Annotated in this window: 22 protein-coding genes and 1 pseudogene; 11 read left to right on the top strand and 12 right to left on the bottom strand. The window is 68.6% G+C overall.

Annotated elements, in window-relative coordinates:
• The first annotated feature begins 139 nt into the window (after nucleotides 1–139).
• Nucleotides 140–265, top strand: a complete 126-nt coding sequence (locus BM236_RS19540) for a hypothetical protein (RefSeq protein ID WP_281247691.1) — start codon at nucleotides 140–142, stop codon at nucleotides 263–265.
• An 8-nt stretch (nucleotides 266–273) separates the two neighbouring features.
• On the opposite strand, the gene BM236_RS16950 is transcribed toward BM236_RS19540, so the two are convergent.
• The 4 genes and pseudogenes from BM236_RS16950 to BM236_RS16940 form a co-directional block, all read right to left on the bottom strand.
• Nucleotides 274–1,662, bottom strand: coding sequence for an L-serine ammonia-lyase (locus BM236_RS16950; protein WP_091126273.1), 1,389 nt, complete (start codon nucleotides 1,660–1,662; stop codon nucleotides 274–276).
• Nucleotides 1,659–1,868: pseudogene (locus BM236_RS19270) on the bottom strand (thiolase family protein); the annotation flags it as partial. The gene BM236_RS16950 and the pseudogene BM236_RS19270, both read right to left, overlap by 4 nt.
• 91 nt (nucleotides 1,869–1,959) lie before the next feature.
• Nucleotides 1,960–2,319 (bottom strand): thiolase family protein, encoded by a 360-nt coding sequence (locus BM236_RS19265; RefSeq protein ID WP_217645389.1) that lies wholly within the window; start codon nucleotides 2,317–2,319, stop codon nucleotides 1,960–1,962.
• Nucleotides 2,320–2,384: 65 nt separating this feature from the next.
• On the bottom strand, nucleotides 2,385–3,350 hold the full coding sequence (locus tag BM236_RS16940) for an alpha/beta fold hydrolase (RefSeq protein ID WP_091126271.1): 966 nt from the start codon (nucleotides 3,348–3,350) through the stop codon (nucleotides 2,385–2,387).
• Nucleotides 3,351–3,709: 359 nt separating this feature from the next.
• Here BM236_RS16940 and BM236_RS16935 point away from each other — a divergent pair, with 359 nt between their 5' ends.
• The 5 genes from BM236_RS16935 (at nucleotide 3,710) to BM236_RS16915 (ending at nucleotide 9,050) form a co-directional block, all read left to right on the top strand.
• Nucleotides 3,710–5,386, top strand: a complete 1,677-nt coding sequence (locus BM236_RS16935; RefSeq protein WP_091126269.1) for an ABC transporter substrate-binding protein — start codon at nucleotides 3,710–3,712, stop codon at nucleotides 5,384–5,386.
• Nucleotides 5,383–6,357 (top strand): ABC transporter permease, encoded by a 975-nt coding sequence (locus BM236_RS16930; protein ID WP_091126267.1) that lies wholly within the window; start codon nucleotides 5,383–5,385, stop codon nucleotides 6,355–6,357. Before BM236_RS16935 ends, BM236_RS16930 begins: the two co-directional genes overlap by 4 nt.
• A gap of 218 nt (nucleotides 6,358–6,575) precedes the next feature.
• Nucleotides 6,576–7,265, top strand: a complete 690-nt coding sequence (locus BM236_RS16925) for an ABC transporter permease (RefSeq protein WP_245750397.1) — start codon at nucleotides 6,576–6,578, stop codon at nucleotides 7,263–7,265.
• Between the two features lie 13 nt (nucleotides 7,266–7,278).
• On the top strand, nucleotides 7,279–8,247 hold the full coding sequence (locus BM236_RS16920; protein ID WP_175507725.1) for an ABC transporter ATP-binding protein: 969 nt from the start codon (nucleotides 7,279–7,281) through the stop codon (nucleotides 8,245–8,247).
• A complete protein-coding gene (locus tag BM236_RS16915) occupies nucleotides 8,211–9,050 on the top strand; it encodes an ABC transporter ATP-binding protein (protein ID WP_139230145.1) in 840 nt (279 codons plus the stop codon). The genes BM236_RS16920 and BM236_RS16915 overlap by 37 nt, the downstream gene beginning before the upstream one ends.
• A gap of 43 nt (nucleotides 9,051–9,093) precedes the next feature.
• On the opposite strand, the gene BM236_RS16910 is transcribed toward BM236_RS16915, so the two are convergent.
• Nucleotides 9,094–9,765, bottom strand: a complete 672-nt coding sequence (locus BM236_RS16910) for an enoyl-CoA hydratase-related protein (protein ID WP_091126259.1) — start codon at nucleotides 9,763–9,765, stop codon at nucleotides 9,094–9,096.
• Between the two features lie 183 nt (nucleotides 9,766–9,948).
• A complete protein-coding gene (locus BM236_RS16905) occupies nucleotides 9,949–10,863 on the bottom strand; it encodes a LysR family transcriptional regulator (protein WP_091126256.1) in 915 nt (304 codons plus the stop codon).
• Nucleotides 10,864–11,001: 138 nt separating this feature from the next.
• Between BM236_RS16905 and BM236_RS16900 the strand changes: the two genes are divergently transcribed.
• The 3 genes from BM236_RS16900 (at nucleotide 11,002) to BM236_RS16890 (ending at nucleotide 14,993) form a co-directional block, all read left to right on the top strand.
• Entirely contained in the window at nucleotides 11,002–12,123 is a 1,122-nt protein-coding gene (locus tag BM236_RS16900; RefSeq protein WP_091126255.1) for a diaminopropionate ammonia-lyase, read from the top strand.
• Nucleotides 12,124–12,836: 713 nt separating this feature from the next.
• Nucleotides 12,837–14,252 carry a sialidase family protein gene (locus BM236_RS16895; protein ID WP_139230144.1) on the top strand — a complete coding sequence of 472 codons (1,416 nt, stop codon included), beginning with the start codon at nucleotides 12,837–12,839 and terminating at the stop codon, nucleotides 14,250–14,252.
• 336 nt (nucleotides 14,253–14,588) lie between these two features.
• Entirely contained in the window at nucleotides 14,589–14,993 is a 405-nt protein-coding gene (locus BM236_RS16890) for an ester cyclase (RefSeq protein ID WP_175507724.1), read from the top strand.
• Between the two features lie 63 nt (nucleotides 14,994–15,056).
• Here BM236_RS16890 and BM236_RS16885 read toward each other — a convergent pair whose 3' ends face one another.
• From BM236_RS16885 to BM236_RS16865, 6 genes are all read right to left on the bottom strand, one after another.
• Nucleotides 15,057–15,527, bottom strand: a complete 471-nt coding sequence (locus tag BM236_RS16885; protein ID WP_139230143.1) for a hypothetical protein — start codon at nucleotides 15,525–15,527, stop codon at nucleotides 15,057–15,059.
• Nucleotides 15,528–15,631: 104 nt separating this feature from the next.
• The gene (locus tag BM236_RS16880) at nucleotides 15,632–16,024 is read right to left on the bottom strand and encodes a VOC family protein (RefSeq protein WP_091126244.1); all 393 of its coding nucleotides are present in this window, start codon (nucleotides 16,022–16,024) and stop codon (nucleotides 15,632–15,634) included.
• A gap of 89 nt (nucleotides 16,025–16,113) precedes the next feature.
• A complete protein-coding gene (locus BM236_RS16875; protein ID WP_091126242.1) occupies nucleotides 16,114–17,568 on the bottom strand; it encodes an MFS transporter in 1,455 nt (484 codons plus the stop codon).
• A 97-nt stretch (nucleotides 17,569–17,665) separates the two neighbouring features.
• Nucleotides 17,666–18,109, bottom strand: coding sequence for a hypothetical protein (locus tag BM236_RS16870; protein WP_139230142.1), 444 nt, complete (start codon nucleotides 18,107–18,109; stop codon nucleotides 17,666–17,668).
• Nucleotides 18,075–18,227: a hypothetical protein gene (locus BM236_RS19100; protein WP_175507723.1), complete on the bottom strand. Its 153-nt coding sequence runs from the start codon at nucleotides 18,225–18,227 to the stop codon at nucleotides 18,075–18,077. The genes BM236_RS16870 and BM236_RS19100 overlap by 35 nt, the downstream gene beginning before the upstream one ends.
• On the bottom strand, nucleotides 18,227–19,423 hold the full coding sequence (locus tag BM236_RS16865) for a flavin-containing monooxygenase (RefSeq protein ID WP_091126237.1): 1,197 nt from the start codon (nucleotides 19,421–19,423) through the stop codon (nucleotides 18,227–18,229). The genes BM236_RS19100 and BM236_RS16865 overlap by 1 nt, the downstream gene beginning before the upstream one ends.
• A 430-nt stretch (nucleotides 19,424–19,853) precedes the next feature.
• On the opposite strand from BM236_RS16865, the gene BM236_RS16860 reads away from it, so the two are divergent.
• The gene (locus tag BM236_RS16860) at nucleotides 19,854–21,383 is read left to right on the top strand and encodes an MFS transporter (RefSeq protein ID WP_091126235.1); all 1,530 of its coding nucleotides are present in this window, start codon (nucleotides 19,854–19,856) and stop codon (nucleotides 21,381–21,383) included.
• A gap of 118 nt (nucleotides 21,384–21,501) precedes the next feature.
• Nucleotides 21,502–21,726 (top strand): heavy-metal-associated domain-containing protein, encoded by a 225-nt coding sequence (locus BM236_RS16855; protein WP_091126232.1) that lies wholly within the window; start codon nucleotides 21,502–21,504, stop codon nucleotides 21,724–21,726.
• Nucleotides 21,727–21,735: the final 9 nt, after the last annotated feature.

Genomic DNA, 21,735 nt, shown 5'->3' with positions numbered 1-21,735 from the left:
GTTGCCAGCGAGGACGTGCGCATGGTCCCGAGCGGCCACGGCGTGTCGAGGTGATCACACCGCTGGCGGTCCTTCGGCGTCCGGACAAGTTCGGCGAGTTCGAGATCGCCGAGGTGCACCCGGCCACACGGTCGAGTAGGTGCGAGCTGCCACCGGCGGACCGATCCGGGTCGCGGCGACCGTCACCGAGACGGCGCGGCCGACCGTCGAAGAAGTGCGCCTCCTTCGTGACGAGATCGACGTCGTGCACCTCTATCTCCGGTGAGGCGCGCCTCAGCACTCGACGACGTTGACGGCCAGACCCCCGCGTGAGGTCTCCTTGTACTTCGCGTCCATGTCCCTGCCGGTGTCGCGGACGGTCCTGATGACCTCGTCGAGGCTGACCCGGTGCGAGCCGTCGCCATGCGTCGCGAGGCGAGCGGCGTTGATCGCCTTGACCGACGCGATCGCGTTGCGCTCGATGCAGGGGATCTGCACCAGGCCGCCGATCGGGTCGCACGTCAGCCCCAGATGGTGCTCGACGCCGATCTCCGCAGCATTCTCCACCTGGGCGGGCGAGCCTCCGAGCAGCTCGCACAGGGCGCCCGCGGCCATGGCACAGGCGGACCCGACCTCACCCTGGCACCCGACCTCCGCGCCCGAGATCGATGCGTTGAGCTTGAAGAGGATCCCGATCGCTGCGGCGGTGAGGAGGAACCTGACGACGCCGTCCTCGTCCGCGCCGGGGACGAAGCGCATGTAGTAGTGGAGAACCGCCGGCACGATCCCGGCGGCCCCGTTCGTCGGAGCCGTGACCACACGGCCCCCGGAGGCGTTCTCCTCGTTGACGGCGAGCGCGAAGAGGTTGACCCAGTCGAGCACGCGCATCGGGTCGTCCGGGTCCGGGGGATGATCGCTCGTCGTGAGCTTCTGATGGAGGGCCGGCGCCCGCCGACGCACCCGGAGTCCGCCCGGAAGCTCGGTGTCGTCGTCACGCCGGCACCCGGCCCGCACGCAGGACTCCATCGCGTGCCAGATCTCGAGCAGGCCGGCCCGAATGTCGGAATCCGAGCGCCAGGCGCGCTCGTTCGCGAGCATCACATCGCTGATCTGCCATCCCTGCGTCGTGCAGATCTCGAGGAGCTCGGAGGCGGTCGAGAAGGGGAAGGGGACCTCGACCCGGTCGGGATCTGCCTCCAGCCGTCCGGCCTCGGCGGGATCGAGAACAAATCCCCCACCGACGGAGAAGTAGGTGCGCTCTTGGAGCAGCACGCCGTCCTCGGCGTACGCCGTGAACCGCATCCCGTTGGGGTGCTCCGGGAGCGCGCGCCGTCCCTCCAGCACAATGTCCCGGCCGGGGTCGAACCGGATCGCGTGCCGACCGCCGAGGAGCAGGTCGCCTGTGGCAGCGACCGTGCTCACCCGTCGATCCACGTCCTCGACCTCGACGGTGGCCGGATCCTCACCCGCGAGGCCGAGCAGGACGGCCTTCGGCGACCCGTGCCCGCGGCCGGTGGCGCCCAGGGAGCCGAGGAGCTCTGCCCTGACACGGGCGACCTGCTCGAGAAGCCGCCGTTCGTCCAGGACATCCACGAAGCGCTTCGCCGCCTTCATTGGGCCGACGGTGTGGGAGGACGAGGGCCCGATGCCGATCGAGAAGATGTCGAAGGCGCTCAGCGTCATGACGAACCTCTCGCCGCCTCGCTGCGGTTCGCGTACGAGATCATCGCGTCGCCGGCATGGATCGCGCCGTCCGCGCGGAAGGTTGGCTGGAGGGCCGACAAGGTCTCGACCGTCGCGCCGCGCCGAAGACCCTGGTCCATCGAGAAGGAGCTGCCGTCTGCGAGCAGCACGGGGACGAGCTGACCATCGAACGCGCCGGAATCGACTGCTTCGACCGCTCAGCGACGCCCAACCGGTCGAGGACCGTCTGTCCGTACGGCAGACCGCTGGATCTGGCGGCACCGAGGGGGACGCGGCTCATCGACTTGACACCCCCGCCACCACCAGGTCGAAGGCGCCGGACATCACCGCGTGTGCGGCCTGGTCGATCACCTGCTGGCTGGACCCGCAGGCGCGGTTGAAGGTGACCGCGGGAACGGTGTGGGGCCAGCCGGCGGCCAGGACGCCGAAACGGCCGACGTTGCCGGACTGATCGCCGAGCTGCGTGACGCAGCCCCCGACGACGTCGTCGACGTCGGCGGGGTCGATCCGGGTCCTCGTCGACAGCTCGCGCAGCACGATCGCCGTCAGGTCCACGGGGTGGATCTCGGCCAGCGAGCCGTTGCGGCTGCCGATGGGAGTGCGGATCGCCTCGACGATCACGGCCTCACGCAGCACTGATGGATCGCTTCTCGCTCGTGACCCGGAGGCTTGAGGTCTTGGCTGCGGTTTGACGCACGTGATCAGAGGCCCGCCTGACGGATCAGGTCATCGAAGATGACCGCGACCTGGCTCCACAGCGAGAGGTGGCCCTCGTCGTCGTACAGGTGCGCGACCGCGCCGGCCACATGGGCGGCCAGCCACTGACCGTGGGCGAACGGGACCGTCCAGTCGGCTGTTCCGTGCCAGATCGACACGGGAACGGAGATGTCGCGGAGCTCGATGCCCCACTCGCGCGTGAAGGCGAGGTCGTCCTCCACCCATCCCTCGATCCCGCGGGCGACGCCCCGGTTGATCGAGGCAAGAAGACGCGAGGCGAAGTCGCCGGTCGCATAGGCTCTGTCCGGAGGCGAGGCAAGATCGCCCAAGCTTTCGGCGACGCTCTCGGCCGAAACGGCTCGGAACTTGGCGGCCTCCTCCTCGAGGAGCGGGTCGAGCTCTCCGCGCCCGGCGATCGCGGCCTTGTATTCGACGATGTTCTCCGCGCCCATCCCATCGAAGAACTCCAGCCCGGTCGCGTGGAACGGTGCCACCCCAGCGCCGACTGCGGCTGCGCGGCACCGCTGGGGAAATGCTGCCGCGCAGGCCAGGGCATGGGGGCCGCCACCAGACCACCCGAGCGTGATGAAGTCGTCGCAACCGAGATCGTCCAGGACGCCGGCGACGTCCGTGGCGATATCGGCGACCCGTCGACCCGGGTATGCATCGGAGGTCCCGTACCCCGGTCGACTCGCGACGACGAGTGCGAGCCCGCGCTCCCGGGCGACGTCCGACAGGTAGGCGTAGGGCACCGCCGCGCCGGGCGTGCCGTGGTGAAACACCAGTGGGAACCCATCGGGGTCGCCCTCGACGAGGTACTCGACGGTCCGTCCACCCGCGACGGTTGCGACCCGATAGCCTTCGAGGTCGATCGCGTCAGCTGCGGTGCTCGTGTCACTGGTGCTGGTCACCGCAAGATGACCGTCCGGGGCAGGGTCAAAGGTCGACATTTACGTATCCGTTCGGGAGTGGGATCAACACGGGCCGCGTGCCGGCCCGTGGAGCTCGCCCGACCACGCCCACCAGCGTGGCGGCGCGCGGCTGACCGTCGAGCGTGGTCGTGCCTGTCTGCGATGTCAGGCGGTGGTGCGACTCGTCCTCCATCGTGGCCGCGACTGCGGCACGAAGAAAAGCGACAGACCGCGGGCAAGAGGTTGAAGCAGAAGCGGATGGTCGGCTCCGCAGCGACGGAGCGACGGCCGCGTGCGCTTCGTCCGTGTTCGCTTCACGGTTGAGGCCGAACATTGCCGCTTTTCTTCAGACCTCACCGGTGAACAGGATTCGGCTACTCCACCTCGAAAGGTCTCTCATGCTGAAGTCACGTCACCACGCGCCGCGCCTCACCAAGCGCCTCGGAGTCGCGCTTACGAGTGCATCGCTCTCCGTCGTCCTCTTAGCGGGTTGCGGAAGCGATGGTTCAAGCTCGAACGGCGGAGGCGCTGGTGTCCTGCGCATCGGTGACGCCTCGTCCAAGATCGACTCCCTGAACCCGTTCGTCGGCCACAACGGCTTCGCCACTGCGACGTTCCGCGTGATCTACCCCTACTTGCTCCAGTACGACCAGTCGCAGAACATCGTGGGGGACTTCGCGAAGACGACCGCAGTGGCCGATGGCGGGAAGACCTTGACGTTCACGACACACGATGGCGCCAAGTGGTCCGACGGTAAACCGCTCACCGCTGCCGACGCGGCCTGGACGATCAACACGTTCGTGAGGCTCAAGGACGGCGCGGCCGCTACATTCGCTCCGTACGTCACCAACATCGTGAAGGCCTCGGCGCCCACTCCCACGACCCTGACCGTCGAGTACAGCACGCCTACGGCCACTGCTCAGGACGGCCTCGCCTCGCTCCCCATCCTGCCCGAGCACATCTGGGAACCCATGGCGGCCGGGAGGGGCGAGCAGCTGGCGAGCTTCGCCAATGCGTCGCCGGTCAGCGCAGGCCCGTTCAAGCTGACCCAGTACACGGAGAACCAGTTCGCGAACTTCGCCACCTACAAGGGGTATTACGGGCCGGCGCCGAAGCTGAAGGGCTTCGGATTCCAGTTCTTCACCAGCAACGACGCGATGCTCAGCGCTCTGCGCTCCCACGAGCTCGACGTCGCCTACGAAGTCCCTCCCACAGCCGTTTCGCAACTGAAGGATGACAAGTCGCTGACGGTCAACAACGTCGCGGGACTGGACACCGACGTCCTCGGTTTCAACTCCAGCTCGTTCCAGGACGAGCACTCCGAGCTGAAGGATCTCCGCGTGCGTCAGGCCATCGATCTGGCGATCGACAAGAAGTCCCTCATCGACGTGGTGGCCGACGGGTCAGGGATGACCACGGGGACGATGGTGCCTCCCGCTCTCAAGCAGTGGAACAACCCTGCAGTGGCGGCCACTCCCTTCGATCTCGCCAGCGCCAACGCTCTCCTCGACTCGATGGGATTCGCGCGAGGAGCGGACGGCATCCGGACCGTGAACGGTCGGCCGATGTCGTACAAGCTGCTCTTTCCGTCGGTCGCGACCGGCGCGCCTCGAGTGGTTACCGAGGTGGTCAAGCAGCTCGCCGCGATCGGCATCAAGGTGGATGCTCGATCCTCCGACTTCCCGACCTTCCTGCAGGCGATCTACGGGCCCGAGAACCACTACCGCAACTGGGACATGATGATCACCGACTACGCGTTCGGTTATGACCCTTCCGGCTACCTGTTCTCGTGGACGTGCTCGCAGCTCGGGGGCAACAACCTCGCGGCTTACTGCGACCGGGACTATGACGAGTTGTTCGCCCGACAGAGCACGCAGACTGGGGCGGAGCGCGTCAAGACCGTGCAGCAGGCCCAGCTTCGCTTCGCCCATGAGAAGCCGGTCATCCCGCTCTACGTGGCGAACGCGATCAGCGTCGCACGCAGTATCGGCAACCTCCCCGAGATGACCAGCTCGCCGCTCGTGGTCGTGAACTACATGTCCAAGACCTGGATCGAGCAGGCCACGATCGGATGAGCACGTCACTCGTCAGGACGACCGCCGTGCTCGGGCGGCGGTTGGCGGTCGGGGCCTTGGTCACCGTGGCAGTCGCCGTGGGGAACTTCTTCCTCTTCCGTCTGGCACCGGGGAACGCAGCCAACCTCGGACTGGTGCCCAACGCGTCGCCTGAGCTTCGACGCTCGCTGGAACGCCAGTTCGGTCTGGACCAGTCCACCGCCGCGCAGCTCAAGGCCTATCTCCTGCAGCTGGCTCACGGCAATCTCGGAATCTCGTTCGGCAACCGTCAGCCGGTGGCCGCCAACCTGTGGACGGCGCTCGTCAACACGGTGACCATGGTGGTTCCAGGTCTCCTGCTCGCGCTGGCGCTGGCGGTCCTCACCGGGGTCTACGCCGCGTGGCGCCGCGGTTCGGCCAGTGACCATGCGCTGCGCGCCGTTGCGCTGACCATGTTCGCGATCCCGGGCCAGTGGTTGGGGATGGTGCTGCTGTACGCCGCGCGCGGTCACCTGCCGGCCGGCGGCATCTCCGATCCCTTCCTCGCCGGCGCGGGCTTGCAGGCGCAGCTGGTCGACCGGGTGCAGCACATGGTCCTGCCGTGCCTCACCTATGCCCTGATCGTTTACGGAGCCTTCATGATCGTGCTGCGGACATCGCTCGTCGAGACGCTGTCGGAGGGATACATCCTGGCCGCGAAGGCGCGTGGACTGAGCAACCGACTGATCCTGCGTCGCCATGCCCTGCGCAACGCGCTGCTCCCGTTGGTCACGCTTGTCGGGCTGACCATCGGGACGCTGGTGGCCGGTGTCATCCTGGTGGAGAGCGTGTTTTCCTGGCCGGGTCTGGGTGAGTCGATCTACAACGCGGTCAACGCCCGCGACTACCCGATGCTGCAGGGGGCGTTCCTCCTCCTGACGGTCGTCGTCGTGCTGAGCAACCTCGTCGTCGACGCCGCGTACAGCTATCTCGACCCGCGGGTGCGGTCGTGACGGCGGCGACGGTGAGCCCCGCCCACAGGAGGGGCATCGGCCTCCGTGTCCGTGACCAGAAGGCAGCCACGGCGGGGGTGGTGATCATCGCCGCGTTCGGCCTCCTGGCCGTTCTCGCGGACGTGATCGCGCCCTCGTCCGTCCAGCAGCAGGTCGGGCCGGTCTTCGGACGACCTTCAGCAGACCACCTCCTGGGGCTGGACGACAGCGGTGCGGACATGCTCGGCCTGGTCCTGGTCGGGACGCGCGTCAGCATGCTCGTCGGCCTCGCCTCGACGGTCATCGCCGTGGCCCTCGGTGGAGTCGTCGGGGTGGTGGCGGGCTATTTCGGCGGGCGGGTCGACGCGGTGCTCATGCGGCTGACCGATGTCTTCCTAGTCGTGCCGATCTTGCCGCTGATGATCGTGGTCGCGGCCTTGTGGGGGCCGAGCGTCGGCCACGCGATCCTGATCATCGGCCTGCTCTCATGGACCCCGACGGCGCGCGTGATGCGGTCACAAGTCCTCTCGACCCGGGAGCGCGCCTTCGTCCGCCGCGCGAAGGCGCTCGGCGCGAGCCACCTGAGAGTCATCTGGCACCACGTCTTCCCGCGGGTGCGCGGCCTCCTGGTCGCCAACTCGGTGATCGTCCTCGCTTCGGCAATCTTCTTCGAGGCCGCACTCGCGTTTCTGGGCCTCGAGAGCGTGTCCACGACCTCTTGGGGCACGTTGATCGCGAACGCGTTCAACCGCGCGGCATCCAGCGCGGGAGCGTGGTGGGCCTTCGTCCCTCCAGGCGCCTGTATCGCGCTGATGGTGCTCGCGTGCAGCCTCGTCGCGATGTCGCTCGAGGACGTCGGGAGCGCACGCGTGCCCGAGTCGCACATCTTCGCCGGCAGATTGGAGGTCATCCGCAGCGATGGCCAGTGAAACGCTCCTAGAGGTGCGCGACCTCAACGTCTGGCTGCCTGCGGCCGCCGGAGCTCCCCGGGTCCACATCGTGCGCGACGTCTCGTTCACCGTCGGACGAGGGGAACGGCTCGGTGTCGTCGGGGAGTCCGGCTGCGGAAAGTCGACGACGCTGCTGTCGCTCGTCGGACTCCTCCCGGCTCGCGCTGCGGTATCGGGCTCGATCCGGCTGGACGGCGTCGACCTGCTCGGGGGAGCATCCCCACGCGGGGAGCGCCTCGCCACCGCGCGCGGACGGGACGTCGGGGTCGTGCTGCAGAGCAGCATGAACACCCTCAACCCGGTCTACCGCGTGGGCCGGCAGATGATGGAGGGGCTCCGTCCCGAGGTTCGCACGGACGCGCGTCGGGCACGTGCGCGTGTCCACGACCTCCTAGAGAGGGTCGGTCTGCCGCCTCGTGTGGCGCGTGCCTACCCTCACGAGCTCTCCGGCGGTATGCGTCAGCGCGTCGCGATCGCTCTTGCCCTTGCGCCCGAGCCGAAGCTGCTCCTCGCCGACGAGCCGACCACGGCGCTGGACACCATCGTCCAGGCACGCGTCATGGAGGTGCTCGACTCCTTATGTGCAGACGGCCAGCTGTCCGTCATCCTCGTGTCCCATCACCTCGCGCTCGCGGCTCGCTTCTGCGACCGGCTCATGGTCATGTACGCGGGCCGAGCCGTCGAACACGCGGGGCGGGACACGATTTCGACCCGGGCAGGCCATCCCTACACGCGGCTGTTGCTCGCGGCGACTGCCGACATCGGCATGCGGAAGGACGACGTGGTCTCGATTCCTGGCGCTCCGCCCAGCCTTGCGCTGGCGCACGAGGGTTGCCCGTTCGAACCGCGTTGTCCGGAGCGTTTTGGGGATTGCGCCGACCGTGTCCCCACGCTCGATCAGATCGGAGTCGACCACCACGTCGGTTGCTTCGCGAGGCAGACGAAAGGCCATCTGGCATGAGGCCACTGGGACTCAACATCAGGGACTTGGTGATCGACTACCCCGCGCGGCGGGGCGGGGCCAAGACTCGCGCCGTCGACGGCGTGAACCTGCGGCTCGACCGGGGAGAGTTCGTCGGCATCGTCGGCGAGTCGGGCTCGGGGAAGTCCTCGATCGCCAACGCGATCATGGGCCTCGCGTCGGTGACATCCGGTGAGATCTCACTCGGCGACACCGACCTCACCGCGCTCCGAGGCAAACGGGCACGGCACGCCCGCCGCGCTCTCCAGCTCGTGATGCAGGACCCGTTCGAGGCTCTGGACCCCCACCTGAGTGTTCTTCGCCTCGTCGAGGAGCCGCTCATCGTTCACAAGATGGGCCGGTCCAAACAGGAGCGACGCAGCCGGGTTCGCGAGGCGCTCGAGCAGGTCGGCTTGTCGCCCGCAGAGGACTTCGAGGGGCGCCGCCCGCACGAGCTGTCCGGCGGTCAGCGGCAGCGTGTGTGCGTCGCGGCCGCGCTGATCGTCAACCCCGACGTGGTGATCGCGGACGAACCTGTGTCGATGCTCGACGTCTCGGTCCGCGCCGGCGTGCTTCACATGCTCGACGCCTCACGCCGTCGCGGCAACGCCGTATTGATGATCACCCACGACCTGCCGACCGCGGCGGCATTCTGCGACCGGCTGATCGTCATGCACCAGGGGCGGATCGTCGAAGAGGGGCCCTCCCTGCGGGTGGTCCAGGATCCGAGCCATCAGTACACGCGGGAGCTCCTCGACGCAACGCCGGCCCTCGGCGCCCACAGCCCGTCCGCGGGGAGCTGACCCGGCGCGGACGAGGGCGCCGAGCCGGTCGACGTCGCTCGCCCTAGCCCGCTCGGTCGAAAGTCGTCTCGGCGGCGAGCCGCTCCACGACTGCGGCGTACATCGTCGCCTTGATCGTGCCCAGGGCCTCGGGGTCCTTGCCTACGAGCGACCTCACCCGAGCCACCGCTGTTCCGAGCAGGTCCGCCGCCGGTGCGATGTCGTCGACGATTCCCGCGGCGAGGGCCGCCGTTCCCGTGAAGCGCTGCCCGGTGGTCATCACGGCGACGGCGGTACGCGGCGTCAGCTTGGCCTGGAGCAGGGCAACCATACCCGCCGAGAACGCGACGCCGAGGTCGACCTCCGGGAGGCAGAAGTAGCCGCGGTCTGCTCGCATCACCCGCCAGTCGTGCGAGGCGGCCAGCATGGCGCCCGCGCCGAAGGCGTGTCCGGAAACGGCCGCCACGGTCGGCACCGGAAGCGTGAGCACACGCGCCAGCAGCGCCTCGATGCGTCTGGTGTGCGCGGGGTGCTCGTCCGGGTTCCCCTGCACCAGCTCGAAGTCCAGGCCGGTGGAGTAGAACTTGTCTCCTCCGATCGTCACCAATGGAGCGGGCGATTCGACGACCTCGTCGAGCGCAGCGTCGACGGACCGGATCCAGTCTGGAGAGAGGCGGTTCTCATCGTCGCCGAGGTGCAGGACGTGGACGCCGTCTCGGTTCGCCAGCGTGGGCATGGATCGTGATCTCCTTCGTCGTCTTCGCCACGGGGACGCCCGTGGCCGCCACGAGTCTCGGGCGACGAGGTGTACCGCGAAAAGCGAGGGAAATCGGCTGGAACCGTGAAGGAGAAGCGTGCCGACGGCCCGCCTCGGCACGTTGCCGTGCTGGTGGCGACCAGCGGCCGTGTCCGGAGTGGATCAGCCCGATGCGAACGTAGCGGCCGCCTGCTCGAGCGCCGACCTCATCGCCACGACGGCGGTGCGGTTGCGCGCGGCTTCGCGGTAGGCCAGGAGAACCTGGCGGCTCTCCATCTCCGACGAGGCTGGCAGCGTCCGGAGACTCGAGGTCGCCAGATCGAGTGCGAGGCGCGGCAGGACTGCGACCGCCAGGCCGGCCTCAACGAAACGCAACTGCACCGCCAGGTCCTCTGACGAGCACACGATCCGTGGCTCGAACCCGTGCTGGCGGCACTGGTTGACGACCCACGTACGGGGCACGGAGTCCGCAGCCTCCACGGCCCATCCGGCCGAGGCCAGCTGGGCGATGACGTTGCGTCCGGGGTCGACCGACGCGAACGTCGCCTCGTCCATCGCCAGCCATAGCGGATCGTCGAGTAGGTGGTCGAAGGCGATGCCGGGGGTGGCGGGAACGGGAAGCCCCGGGTAGGCCTCGGCGATCACGAGGTCGAGGTCGGCCGCCTGGAGCGCCGGGAGTGTCTGTTCCGGTTCACCTTGTCGGAACTCCACCGTCAGCTCCGGATGTAGCTCGCGGAGGATCGCAACGGCTCGGGGAACTAGCGTCATCGCGGCCGATTGGAACGCGGCGAGTCGTAGCACCCCACGTGGCTCTTCGAAAGACCTTGAGATGTCGGCCTCAGCCTGCTCCACGAGGTCGAGTATTCGGGCCGCATGCTCGACGAGGATGATGCCCTGCGGCGTGAGGTGCAGCCGGCGCCCGACTGGTTCGACCAGGGAGACCCCCACTTCGCGCTCGAGTTGGCGGATCTGCTGCGAGACGGCCGATGTGCTGTAACACAGGTGTTCGGCGACGGCCGAAAGCGTGCCTCGACGGTGCAGTTCGCGGAGCACCTTGAGTCTCGTGATGTTGATCATCGGTCTCCTCGTCTCACAGCGGACCACAGCGCGGCTCCACGGTCTGAGTCTCCGCTCGCCAATAGTGAAGCAGTTGTGGATAGAAGTGTCACGGAAGTGTCGCTTTCTCTTCAAGGTTGGATCGAGCATCATGAGGCCATGTCGTCGCCTCGCTGGTATGTGAATCCTTCGGCGCGTGAGTGGCGGACCCCACCGCCGCGATCTGCACGCAAGTTCCACCAGGCATTGCCCGGCTACCGGTCGACGCCGTTGACGTCGTTGCCCTCACTGGCCGCCGAGCTCGGTGTGGGGCACGTCCTGTTGAAGGACGAGTCGCACCGCTTGGGGCTTCCGGCCTTCAAGATCCTCGGTGCTTCTTGGGCGACGTGCCGCGCGCTCGCCGAGTCCTTCGAGCTGGACGTCGAAACGATCAGCGTCGGCGCGCTGAAGGATCACATCGGAACCGAGGTCGCACCCGAGAGGCGCCCCGTGCTGGTGACGGCGACCGACGGCAATCACGGGAGGGCGGTCGCGCGGGTCGCGGCGATGTTGGGTCTGGCCGCGCGGGTCTACGTGCCCAGCGGTGTCGGCCACGCGGCTATCGAGGCCATTCGTGGGGAGGGCGCCGAGCTGATTCTGCTGTCTGCGGACTACGACGACGCAGTGCTGTTCGCGGCACGTTCCACCGAGGAGAGCGATGTCGACGTTCTCGTCCAGGACACGTCGTGGGAGGGCTACGTCGACGTTCCGCGTTGGATCGTCGATGGCTACACCACGCTGTTCCAAGAGGTGGATGAGACGCTCTCCGAGCGGGGTCTTCCGGCTCCTGCTCTGGTCGCCTGTCCGGTAGGCGTCGGGGCCTTCGCACATGCGATGGTCGATCATTACCGCTCTGGGGACGCCACGCCCTCGCTCTTGAGCGTCGAGCCCGACGTTGCTGCTTGCCTGGCAGAGTCGCTCCTGGCCGGTGAACTCACGACCGTCAAGACCGACTTCACCGTCATGGCAGGCATGAACTGCGGGACGCCGTCCACGCTGGCCTGGCCGACACTGGCCGCCGGGATCGACTCGGCAGTCAGCGTGTCCGACGAGGCGTGTCGCCGAGCCGTCGCTGACCTCGCCGATCTGGGGCAGGACGTCGGCCCCTGTGGTGCCTCGACTCTCGCTGGTGTTCGCCAAGCCCTCGCGTCTTGTGATCGGCGGGAATTGCTTGGGGTGGAGGCGGAGTCTGTCGTCGTGTTGATCAGCACCGAAGGGTCTACCGCCAATTCGTTGCTCTGATTCCACAAGTTTCGGACTCAGCCGCCGGCTCGGCCGTGCGCCGTGCGGCGCCGGGCTCAAGGCGCACCGCCGCGCAGTGGCGAGCGGGACGAGGGATAACACGTTCCACCGCGCTGAGCCTCGTTCATTCATGACCACCGACGGCCAGCACGCAAGCGGCCGGACCAATCGTCAAGCCGAGCCGTCGGCGGCTTCGCCGGTCATCGGCTGGGTGATCGCGCCGCCGGAGCTCGTGTCGAGCGATGGCGGCGTGAAGCGTTGTGTGCATGGCAGCCTCCTAGAGCAGCGCAAGTGCAGTGGAGTGCCATCGTCGGATCCGGCAAGGAGTGATCGCGCCGGTGATTTGGCCGGGTCCCATTGTGGTCGGCCGTCGCATGCCCCTTCGACCCGCTCTCAACTTCGGGCGTGTGGCTCGCACGTAGCACAACGTGCCTGCAACATCCGCTCCCGGCTCGTCGGCGATTGGACACAACTGCTTCAAGTTCTGGGCCGCATCTTGCCGCTGTTGCGCACTCGCGAACGTCGCGACGATTACCACCGGTACCTCGGGCGGTGCTGGCGATGACCAGATGCCCAGTTCCCTTGCCCGTTGTGCTTCGTAGCCCACATCTCAATTCCAACGCCGTCGTGCGCGAGGCAGAGCGTCCCCGCACCGACGAGCGCTCGAAAGGAAAGCCGAATTGAACATCCATCACTTGGTAGCCGGACTGGCGATGTCCGCGCTCGCAGCACTGCCGACCGGGGCCAGAGCCCAGGTCGCACCAACCGCCGGACCCATCGCACCCACTTTCACGAACACGACGTTGCTCTCGCCGACCTCCCCAGCGGCGTTCCCCCTGCTACCGGGCGCGACAACCGGGCCACATGCAGGGCAGTCGGGCAACAGCGAGCCGGCGATCGCCTTCGGCGGACCAGAAAACGTGATGGTGGTCGACGGACTCGGCCAGATGTCGGTCCAGGTGAACCTCTGGAAGGGTCACTTCGGAGAGAAGCCGCCGGCGTACTTCGGTGCAATGGACACGTTCCTGCCGAGCAACGGAGCCGGCCGGACCACCGTCGGCGACGGCGACGGGGACGTGGAGGTGACAACGGCAGGGACGGTCTTGCTGGCCGACCTCGACACCACCGTCAACCGTGGCGTGCTCGGCGGTCACGCGCCGCTCGATTCGGCGCAGTTCGGCATCTCCGTGACGCGCTGCCCGGCGGGGGCATCGGGGCCATCCGAGTGCACGGTCATCCCGATCGACGTGGCCGGTGCTGACCGCCCGTGGATCACGACGAACGGGACGAGCGCCTGGCTGTCCTACCATGACGCCGCAGAGAGCCAGTCGATCCGGGTTTGGCGCTCGACCGATGACGGTCGGACGTGGAGGAAGGTGGCCAGTCCGATCCTGGGTCAGGGCCAGGCGACCGGCGACGCAATGGCGGACAACCGGCTGGGGCCGATCGTGGCCGACCCGCAGAGCGGCGACGTCTACCAGGTCTTCATGGCCGGGGAGGCCAGCGTCCAGAAGGGGACGAGCGAGGACGACTACAACAATGTCTACGTCTCCCGCTCGACCGACGGCGGGAAGTCGTGGACGGCCCAACTCGTGTACCACGCGCCCCGGTTTACCAATCTGTCGAACTTCTGGCCCACGCTCGCCGTCGATCCCGCGACCGGGGTGCTGTGGACAGCCTGGAGCGACCAGCATGGAATCTGGGCCAGCTCCTCGTCCGACAAGGGCGACAAGTGGAGCACGCCACTGAAGGTGTCGGCCGCTCAGCTGAACACGTCCGTGATGCCATCCGTCGCCGCACGGAACGGCAAGGTCGACGTTGTCTACTACGGCTCGACCGCCGCCTCGATCGACGACGCCAACGCCGTCTGGAACGTCTACGACGCGCAACTCAAGGGCGGCGTCTGGTCGAACGGGCTCGTCAGCAACGCCCCGAACCACGTCGGCAAGGTCTGCCTCAGCGGGGAGGAGTGCACCAGCGACCGCGAGCTGCTTGACTTGTTCGAGGTCGCTGAGGACCCCGCCAGCGGCAAGGCGGCTGTGATCTACACCGCCACCACGATCGACACGTGGACACTGGACGGCGTGACCCACCCGCTACCGCAGGTCGTGCTCGCCTACGAGCAGTAGAAGGTCCGAGGTTCGGCCGCTGGGCGCCGGACTTCCCGCTCCCTTCCTTACAGGAGCACCGCTGGCTGGCGGTCGGTTGACCGCCAGCCAGCGGCTCCGTTGTACCGCTGAACTGTGCCGGGAACCCGAGACAGCCTTTCTGCCCTTAGCGCTCGGCCGCGCACCTCCATCAGCACAACCACACCAAACACTCAGCATGCCCACCGCTGAGCGGAGTGTGTCTCACCACATTGAGACCGGCCCGATCGGCGGGCAGCGGCATACAGGTCAGCGAGGCAAGCGATGAACGACCATACATCCCCTTCGAGTCCCGTCTTCGGCACGGCCGCAATGCTGGTGACGGCCTTCTACACCGACTTGTGGAACAGGTGGGACGACCGCGCCGTGGACAGCGTCCTAGCGCCCGACTTCGCGTTCCGGGGCTCACTGGGCACCCAGACCCGAGGGCGTGACGAATGGCGCCGCTACCGCGACCTCATTCGCGCCGGGTCTAGCGACTTCCACAACGAAGTCGTCGCGCTTCTCGTGGACCCGGTCGTCGAGGAGGGCCAGGAGCGGGCTGCCGCCCGCCTGCTGTACACCGGCACACACGACGGGACGTTGGCTGGTGTGCCAGCTTCAGGGCGCCGGTTCGCCTATGCAGGCGGAGCCTTCTTCACGATCGGCCGCGGTCAACTCACCAGCGCCTGGGTACTCGGCGACCTCGTCGGGCTGCATGCCCAACTCAACGGGGACATCTGACCGGTTCCGGCTTTGCGCGGCGTGGGGGCCACGGCAGTCCCGCCGGCGCGACGGGCCGGGCTGTCAGCTGCTGACGTCGATGCCGGTCAGGATCGCGACCGCAACAGTGCCGGCAACGACCACGTCGACGACCGCGCAGAACGGCGGCCACCAGCGGGTGTTCGCAACGAACTGGGTCCGGTGCTGCCAGTAGTCCTTCAACCCGTGGGCCACAAGACCCGCGACGAGGAGCCACGCCGTGCCGGTCACTCCGGCTGCCGCGACGACGAGGAACCCGCCCGCCACGACGGATTCGACCGCGATCACCTTCGGCCGACCGTCAGCGACGCTGAACCCGATGTAGATCGCGGCGATGACCGCCACGCCCATGCCGTACACCGTCGCTGCTGGTAGCCACCAGAACGCGAACGGCGTCAACGCCTGCAGCACACCGACCGCGGCCCCAGCGAGCATCGGGGTACGCAAATCCCTCTGGCTCGAGGTCGATGACAAGCGCGAACGGGCCGGGTCGGGCACAGGCTGGTGTGCGGTCATGACGTGTCACCTCCGATGGTCGGCATGCTGCCACTGGACTCGACGTGGGGCTTGCCCAGCCGTAGCTCTTTACCTCATTGAACGTGAGGGGGCCGGCCGTGCGACTAGAGACGCTGCGCCGGGCAGGGCTTCCCGGTTGCCGGGACGGCGCAGAACCGGTTCCCCTCGGGGTCGGTGTAGACCGACCACCGGCCCTGCGGCTCGTTCCAGACCAAGGTGGCGCCCAGTTCGATCAGATCTTGAGGCCCGAACTCGTCATCGAGCCGCACGTCGAGGTGTACCCGGCCCACGGGCTCGGCCAGGTCTCCAGCCGGGCTGACCCACACGTGGAGGCCGTCGCGCAGTCCGAGCAGGACCGACTCATGATCGGCGAGCGTTCCGGCGGCAATGGCGGTCGCGTCGGCGGGGTCGACGGGCAGTCCGAGCGCGGCGGACCAGAACCGGGCCAGCTCAACGGGCCGGCGGGCATGGATGGTGATGGCTTCGAGGTGGGGCACGGAGGTGATTCCTTCCTTCAGAGTTGTCCGAGGCCGGGGTGGTGATGTGGGGGAACGGTGGGCGTCACTTGGGTTCGGGACCAGTCCTGTCAGCGGCGCACGATGGTGAGGGCGAGGGCCGCGGTCGCGAGGGCGACCGCCGCGGCGGCGGTAAACGCAGCGGTGAATCCTGCGGTGAGATTGTGGCCTGCCGAGAGCGCGATGGCCGTGAAGGTGGCGGTGCCCAGGGCAGCACCGACCTGGGTTGCGGAACCGGCGAGACCCGACGCCAGACCGGTGAGGGTTTCGGGGGCGGCGGAGGCGATGACCATCGTGGTCGGCGTGAAGCTGAGCGCGACACCGGTCGCGACGAGCAACAGTCCGGGCAGGACCGCAACCGGGTACCCGAGCCCGGTGGGTCCGTATGCCATCCACAGGTGGCCGACCGCGAGGATGCCGAGGCCGGCGACCATGCTGCGCCGTGGGCCGATCGCCCGGAGCACCCGCGGCAGCACGGTGAGGTTGACGACGAATCCCATCACGGAGGTCGGCACCATCGCGAGACCGGCGTGCTCCGGCGACAGGGCGAGTGCCTTCTGGAGGTACAGGGCGATCAGCACGAACGTCGAGGCCCGCGCGGCGCCCCCGAGAACGGCGAGGGCGACGCCAGTCGTCAACACCGGGGAGCGGAACAGGCCGAGCGGAACCAATGGGTCGGTCGCGTGGCGCTCGATCGCAATGAAGGCGACCAGCAGGACTGCGGCCGCGCCGAGCGCGACGAGAACGCTCGATGCGGTCAGGCTGTGGTCGGCGGCACCGAGCCCACCGTGGACCAGCGCGACGACCGTTCCCGTGATGGTGATCGCGCCGGCGGCATCGAATCGGCGGCGGGCGCCCCGAGCGGTGTCATCAAGGACGCGGCGAGCCAGGACGACCGCGCTGACAGAGGCGGGCACAGTCACGAGGAACACCGAAGACCAGCCGAACGTGCCGGTCAGCAGTCCTCCAGCGAACACCCCGGTGGCCCCTCCGACGGCGGAGGACGCGCCCCACAGGCTCATGGCGCGAGCGCGCTGCTCGCCGGGGAAGTTGAGCATGAGCAGCGACATCGCAGCCGGGCTGAGAGCGGCGGCGCCGGCGCCTTGGATGACGCGACCGGCGACGAGCATCCATTCGTTGACCGCAGTCGCCGCCATCAGGGTGCCGAGGGTGAACGCCGCCGATCCAGCGATGAACATGCGGCGCCGGCCGAGCAGGTCCGCGACGCGGCCGAAGAGCAACAGCAGGCCACCGAAGGTGAGCACGTAGGCGTTCACGATCCAGCTAAGCCCTGTGGCACTCAACGACATGTCGGCCTGGATCGAGGGCAGGGCGACGTTCACGATTGAGGTGTCGAGCATGACGACGAACTGTGCGGAGATCAGCAGACCGAGCCCGATGGTTCGCCGCCGGTTCTCGGCCGGCGGGAGGCTGGCTCGGGCGGTCGTCGGAGCACTCGTCGGGCTGCTGGCCGTCGCGACGCTAGTGGGGCTGGTGGTCGGGCTGATGGTGGCGGTGCTGGTCATGGCTCTCACCTGGTGGAGGAATAGTCGTGGGCTCGGACTGTGGTGCCTTCACCGTTTCGTCCGGAGGGCTTGGCTCGCACCGGCGAGATCACCGGGATCACCGCGCAGGGAGGTGGTCGGACGGGAGATGGCCGCGCGGGAGATCGCGAGACGGAAGGAGATCGGGACGGCCCGACCACGGCCGCGGCGCGCCGTGGAGCGATCCGTTAGGCGCCGGTGGCTGAAGGTCGGTTTGTTGCCGGTCGAGCCAGGCGACCGCGTCGGCGACGTCGTCGACGTTCCAGGAGTGGTAGCGGGCGACGGCCGACGGCGCGTACGTGAGCACCCACGATGCCTTGATGTCCGAAAACAGGATGACGTGCTTGCCCTCCGAGACGGCGCGGTCAATTTCGACCGGGACGCCGATGCTCGCCATGCCAGTCGGCAGGAACGTCACGACGGCGGCCGCGTTCTCCGCGGCGACCCGGTTGATCCGCGCGAGGGTGTCGTCCGGTTGCGCCTGGGATTCACGCGGAATGCGTCCCCGGGGTCGAAGACCCACTTCGCGACCCGGCAGTGATCGCTTCGGTCTTCAACTGCTCGATCGCCTCGAACAGGCGCTCGGAGGTCTCCGGACCCTGCTGGTCGATCGGGTAGGCCGGGTAGATGCCGCCGTCCATCACGCCTCCTCGGCTGACGGGTCCGTGGCGCCGGCGCTGTCCCGAGCGGTAGTCGTGTCAGCAGCCCGGGCAGTGATGTGCTCGGCAAGCGACGCGGCGTCGTCCTTGACGAAGCCGAGCAGCGCCGAACCGCGGCTGTGCTGCCACGCCAGTCCGATGAAGCACAAACCGGAGACCGGACTGATGCCGCGGTTGTGGGCGGCGCCGGTGTCGGTGACGGCTCCCTGGATGTCGATCCAGGAGTAGTCCGACCGGAACCCGGTCGCCCAGATGATGGTGGTTGGGCGAGTTTGGGTGTCGTCGGCGAACGTCACGGTGTCGCCCTCGGTGGCGGTGAGGCGGGGGCGGATGTCGACGCCGGCCGCGCGGAGGTGCTTCATCGGGCTGCCGATGACCAGGTCGCCTCGCGTGCGCATTCGGCGCGCGAGGCGGGAGTCGGCGGTCTTGGCGAGGAGTCGGGTCTTAGTGAGCCACCAGAACAGATCGCGGCCGAGGATGCGTTGCGGAAGCTCGAGTTCCTTGGTCCCGAGCGCGAGTGTGACGGCAGAGTCGTCGGAGTGGTCGCCGGTGCGGTTGTGCGCGAGCTCGAGCGCGATCTGGCGGCCGGAGTTCCCGCCGCCGACGACCACGACCCGGCCGGGCCGGATCTGCGCTGGGTTGCGGTACTCGGCGCTGTGCAGCTGCACCACGTCCGTGCCGAGACCGGCGCTGACCGCCGGAGTGACCGGGGTCTGGAACGGTCCGGTCGCGACCACGACCTGGCGCGTGTGCAGCTGGCCCTGGGGCGTGTAAGCGATGAATCCGTCCCCGTTCCCGCCGTTGCGGTGGACGCGCTCGAGCCGGGTGACAGGGGTGCCGAGCAACACCGGCAGGCTGAACCGGGCGGCGTACGCCGTCAGATAGTCGGCGACCTGCGTGCGGGTCGGGTACGTGTCCGCCGGCGTTGGGAACGCCATGCCGGGCAGCCCGTCGTACCGGGCGGGAGTGAACAGCCGCAGCGAGTCCCAGCGGTTGCGCCACGAGGCGCCGAGCTCGGTCGCGGCGTCGACGATGAGGAACCGCAAGCCCGCCCGTCGCAGGTGGTAGCCGATGGCGAGGCCGGCCTGGCCGGCGCCGATGACAAGCACGTCGAGGGCGTCATGGTCGAACGGCGTCGCCGGCCGTTGGCAGTCGTGCCGGGTGCTGCGAGTGGTCACGGTCGTCTCCTCCGTGTCGATCGGTCGTGTCGGCTTGACGCGGGTCGCGGGCAGAGCCGCTGGAACGAGCTGCCCCGTCCCGATGCCAGGACGCTATGGACGCAGCCGGGCCGTTCACACCGGGTGAATCGCCGGGTTCCGGAGGGCCGCCGACGCCGCCGGGCGGACACCGCCGGGCCGACACCGCCACGTTGATCCCCTGCGGTTGCCGGCGCGCTTCGCGCGCGGCACCGGAGGCGCTGACGGGTGGCTCCAACGCAACGCCCGGGGTGTCGGGGACCCCGTCTGCGGCGCGCCGCACCAGGACTCCGACGCCTGGCACCCGGATCCCGGCGATTTCGCCAGCGCGAGGAGCGCCGGTCGCGACAACGCTCAGAGACATCACTGGCACCACCGCCAGCCCGGCCCCATCCGCTTGAAGGAGAAGACGATGTCCACGAAGTCCACCGAGGCCACCGGACCCACCGAGCTCCACCCACCGGCGGCCCATGGCCACAGCCACGGCGACAGCCATGGGCACAGCCACGGGCACAGCGCGGCAGCCCAAGAAGGCGACGGGCCGCGCAAGCCGTGGGCCGTGCTGGCCCTGATGCTCGCCGCGCAGGTGATGGTCGTTCTCGACGTCAGCGTCGTGAACGTCGCCCTGCCCAGCATCGCGACCGACCTGCACCTCACCTCCACGGACTACCAGTGGGCGGTCAGCGCCTACGTCCTCCTCAGCGGCGGCTTCCTGCTGCTTGGCGGCCGGATGGCCGACCTCTTCGACCGCCGCCGCATGTTCCTGACCGGCCTCGCGGTCTTCACCGCCGGCTCGCTCGCGTCGGGGCTCGCCGCCGCGCCTCTGGCGCTGATCCTCTCCCGCGGTGCCCAGGGCGCCGGAGCCGCGATGCTCACCCCCGCCGCGATGTCGATCGTCATGACGACGTACGCCGGCCGGCAGCGCGCCACCGCCCTCGGGCTATGGGGCACGGTCGCCAGCATGGGCATCGCCGCCGGCGTGCTCTTCGGCGGCATCCTGACCACCGTCTTCGACTGGCGCGCGGTCTTCTTCATCAACGTCCCCGTCGGCGCCGCCGTCCTCGCTGGTGTCCTCCGGAAGGTGCCCGCCATGCCCGGCACCGGCGGCCGGCGGCTCGACATCTCCGGCGCACTCACCCTGGTCGCCGGCCTGGTCGCCTTCGTCTACGCCGTCGAGTCCATCACCAGCCACGGCTGGACCGCACCGCAGACCCTGGTCGCCGCCACGGCCGCCGCCGTGCTGCTCGCTGCGTTTACGGTGAACGAGCGCAAGGTCGCCGATCCGATCGTCCCGCCCGCCACGTGGCGGATCCGGTCGCTGATCTCCGCCTCGGTCGTCATGGCCGGGGTCACCGGCGCCGTGGTCGGCGTGATCTTCCTCAGCTCGCTCTACCTCCAGCAGGTCCTCGGCGCCTCCCCCCTGGTCGCCGGCCTGGAGTTCCTGCCGCTCGCCGCGTTCATCACCCTCAGCGCCGCCGTCGCCTCGAAGGTCCTGCCGCACGCCGGAGCGAAGAAGCTCATCACCGCCGGACTGGTCATGTCCGCGGCAGGTGCGCTGGTGCTCGCCTCCATCGACACCGACCCCAGCTACCTCACCGACGTGCTGCCGGGCTTCGCGCTACTCGGCCTCGGCGTCGGCCCGATGTTCGTCGCCATCTCGGTCGCCGCGATGAGCGATGTCCCGCAGAAGCAGTCCGGCGTGGCCTCGGGACTGATGATGACCGGCCACGAGATCGGTGCCGCCCTCGGCGTCGCCGCTCTGACCGCGGTCGCCGGCGACCTCACCACCCGGGCGGGGATCATCACCGGCACCCACGACGCCTACCTCGCCGTCGCGATCGGGCTCGTGGCGCTGCTGGCGCCGACCGCCCTGCTGCCCGCCCACGACCGGGCCGCCGCCGCAGCAGCCGGCTACGGACACGGCCACGGACACGGCCACTGATCCCGGCGATTCTCCCGGTGCCGGGCGCACCGCCCGGCACCGACGCTGGGAGCACCCAGCAAGCACCACCTCCACGCCCCGCAACAGACAACACACCGACACATCGAAGGAGAAGCACATGAGCACCAACATCCCGACCACCAGCCGGACCTATCGGGTCGTCGGCATGACCTGCGGCCACTGCGTCGCCGCCGTCCAGCGCGAGGTCGGCGCCATCGACGGCGTCACCGACGTGGCCGTCGACCTGCCCACCGGCGACGTCGTCATCACCAGCACCCACCCGATCGACCACGCCGCGATCAGCGCCGCCATCGATGAAGCCGGCTACGAGCTCGCATCCTGACCACCCTTC

This window comes from Nocardioides terrae (assembly GCF_900112345.1).
Lineage (GTDB): Bacteria > Actinomycetota > Actinomycetes > Propionibacteriales > Nocardioidaceae > Nocardioides > Nocardioides terrae.
This window is presented reverse-complemented; position numbering and strand designations above follow the sequence as displayed.

Bases quoted from the DNA above. Each gene is read 5' to 3' on its own strand.
- BM236_RS16925 (WP_245750397.1), top strand. From the start codon at position 6,576: ATGCTCGGCCTGGTCCTGGTCGGGACGCGCGTCAGCATGCTCGTCGGC.
- BM236_RS16910 (WP_091126259.1), bottom strand. From the start codon at position 9,765: ATGCCCACGCTGGCGAACCGAGACGGCGTCCACGTCCTGCACCTCGGC.
- BM236_RS16895 (WP_139230144.1), top strand. From the start codon at position 12,837: ATGTCCGCGCTCGCAGCACTGCCGACCGGGGCCAGAGCCCAGGTCGCA.
- BM236_RS16860 (WP_091126235.1), top strand. From the start codon at position 19,854: ATGTCCACGAAGTCCACCGAGGCCACCGGACCCACCGAGCTCCACCCA.
- BM236_RS16885 (WP_139230143.1), bottom strand. From the start codon at position 15,527: ATGACCGCACACCAGCCTGTGCCCGACCCGGCCCGTTCGCGCTTGTCA.
- BM236_RS16855 (WP_091126232.1), top strand. From the start codon at position 21,502: ATGAGCACCAACATCCCGACCACCAGCCGGACCTATCGGGTCGTCGGC.
- BM236_RS16900 (WP_091126255.1), top strand. From the start codon at position 11,002: ATGTCGTCGCCTCGCTGGTATGTGAATCCTTCGGCGCGTGAGTGGCGG.
- BM236_RS16950 (WP_091126273.1), bottom strand. From the start codon at position 1,662: ATGACGCTGAGCGCCTTCGACATCTTCTCGATCGGCATCGGGCCCTCG.
- BM236_RS16940 (WP_091126271.1), bottom strand. From the start codon at position 3,350: ATGTCGACCTTTGACCCTGCCCCGGACGGTCATCTTGCGGTGACCAGC.
- BM236_RS16935 (WP_091126269.1), top strand. From the start codon at position 3,710: ATGCTGAAGTCACGTCACCACGCGCCGCGCCTCACCAAGCGCCTCGGA.
- BM236_RS16875 (WP_091126242.1), bottom strand. From the start codon at position 17,568: ATGACCAGCACCGCCACCATCAGCCCGACCACCAGCCCCACTAGCGTC.
- BM236_RS19100 (WP_175507723.1), bottom strand. From the start codon at position 18,227: ATGGACGGCGGCATCTACCCGGCCTACCCGATCGACCAGCAGGGTCCG.
- BM236_RS16905 (WP_091126256.1), bottom strand. From the start codon at position 10,863: ATGATCAACATCACGAGACTCAAGGTGCTCCGCGAACTGCACCGTCGA.
- BM236_RS16930 (WP_091126267.1), top strand. From the start codon at position 5,383: ATGAGCACGTCACTCGTCAGGACGACCGCCGTGCTCGGGCGGCGGTTG.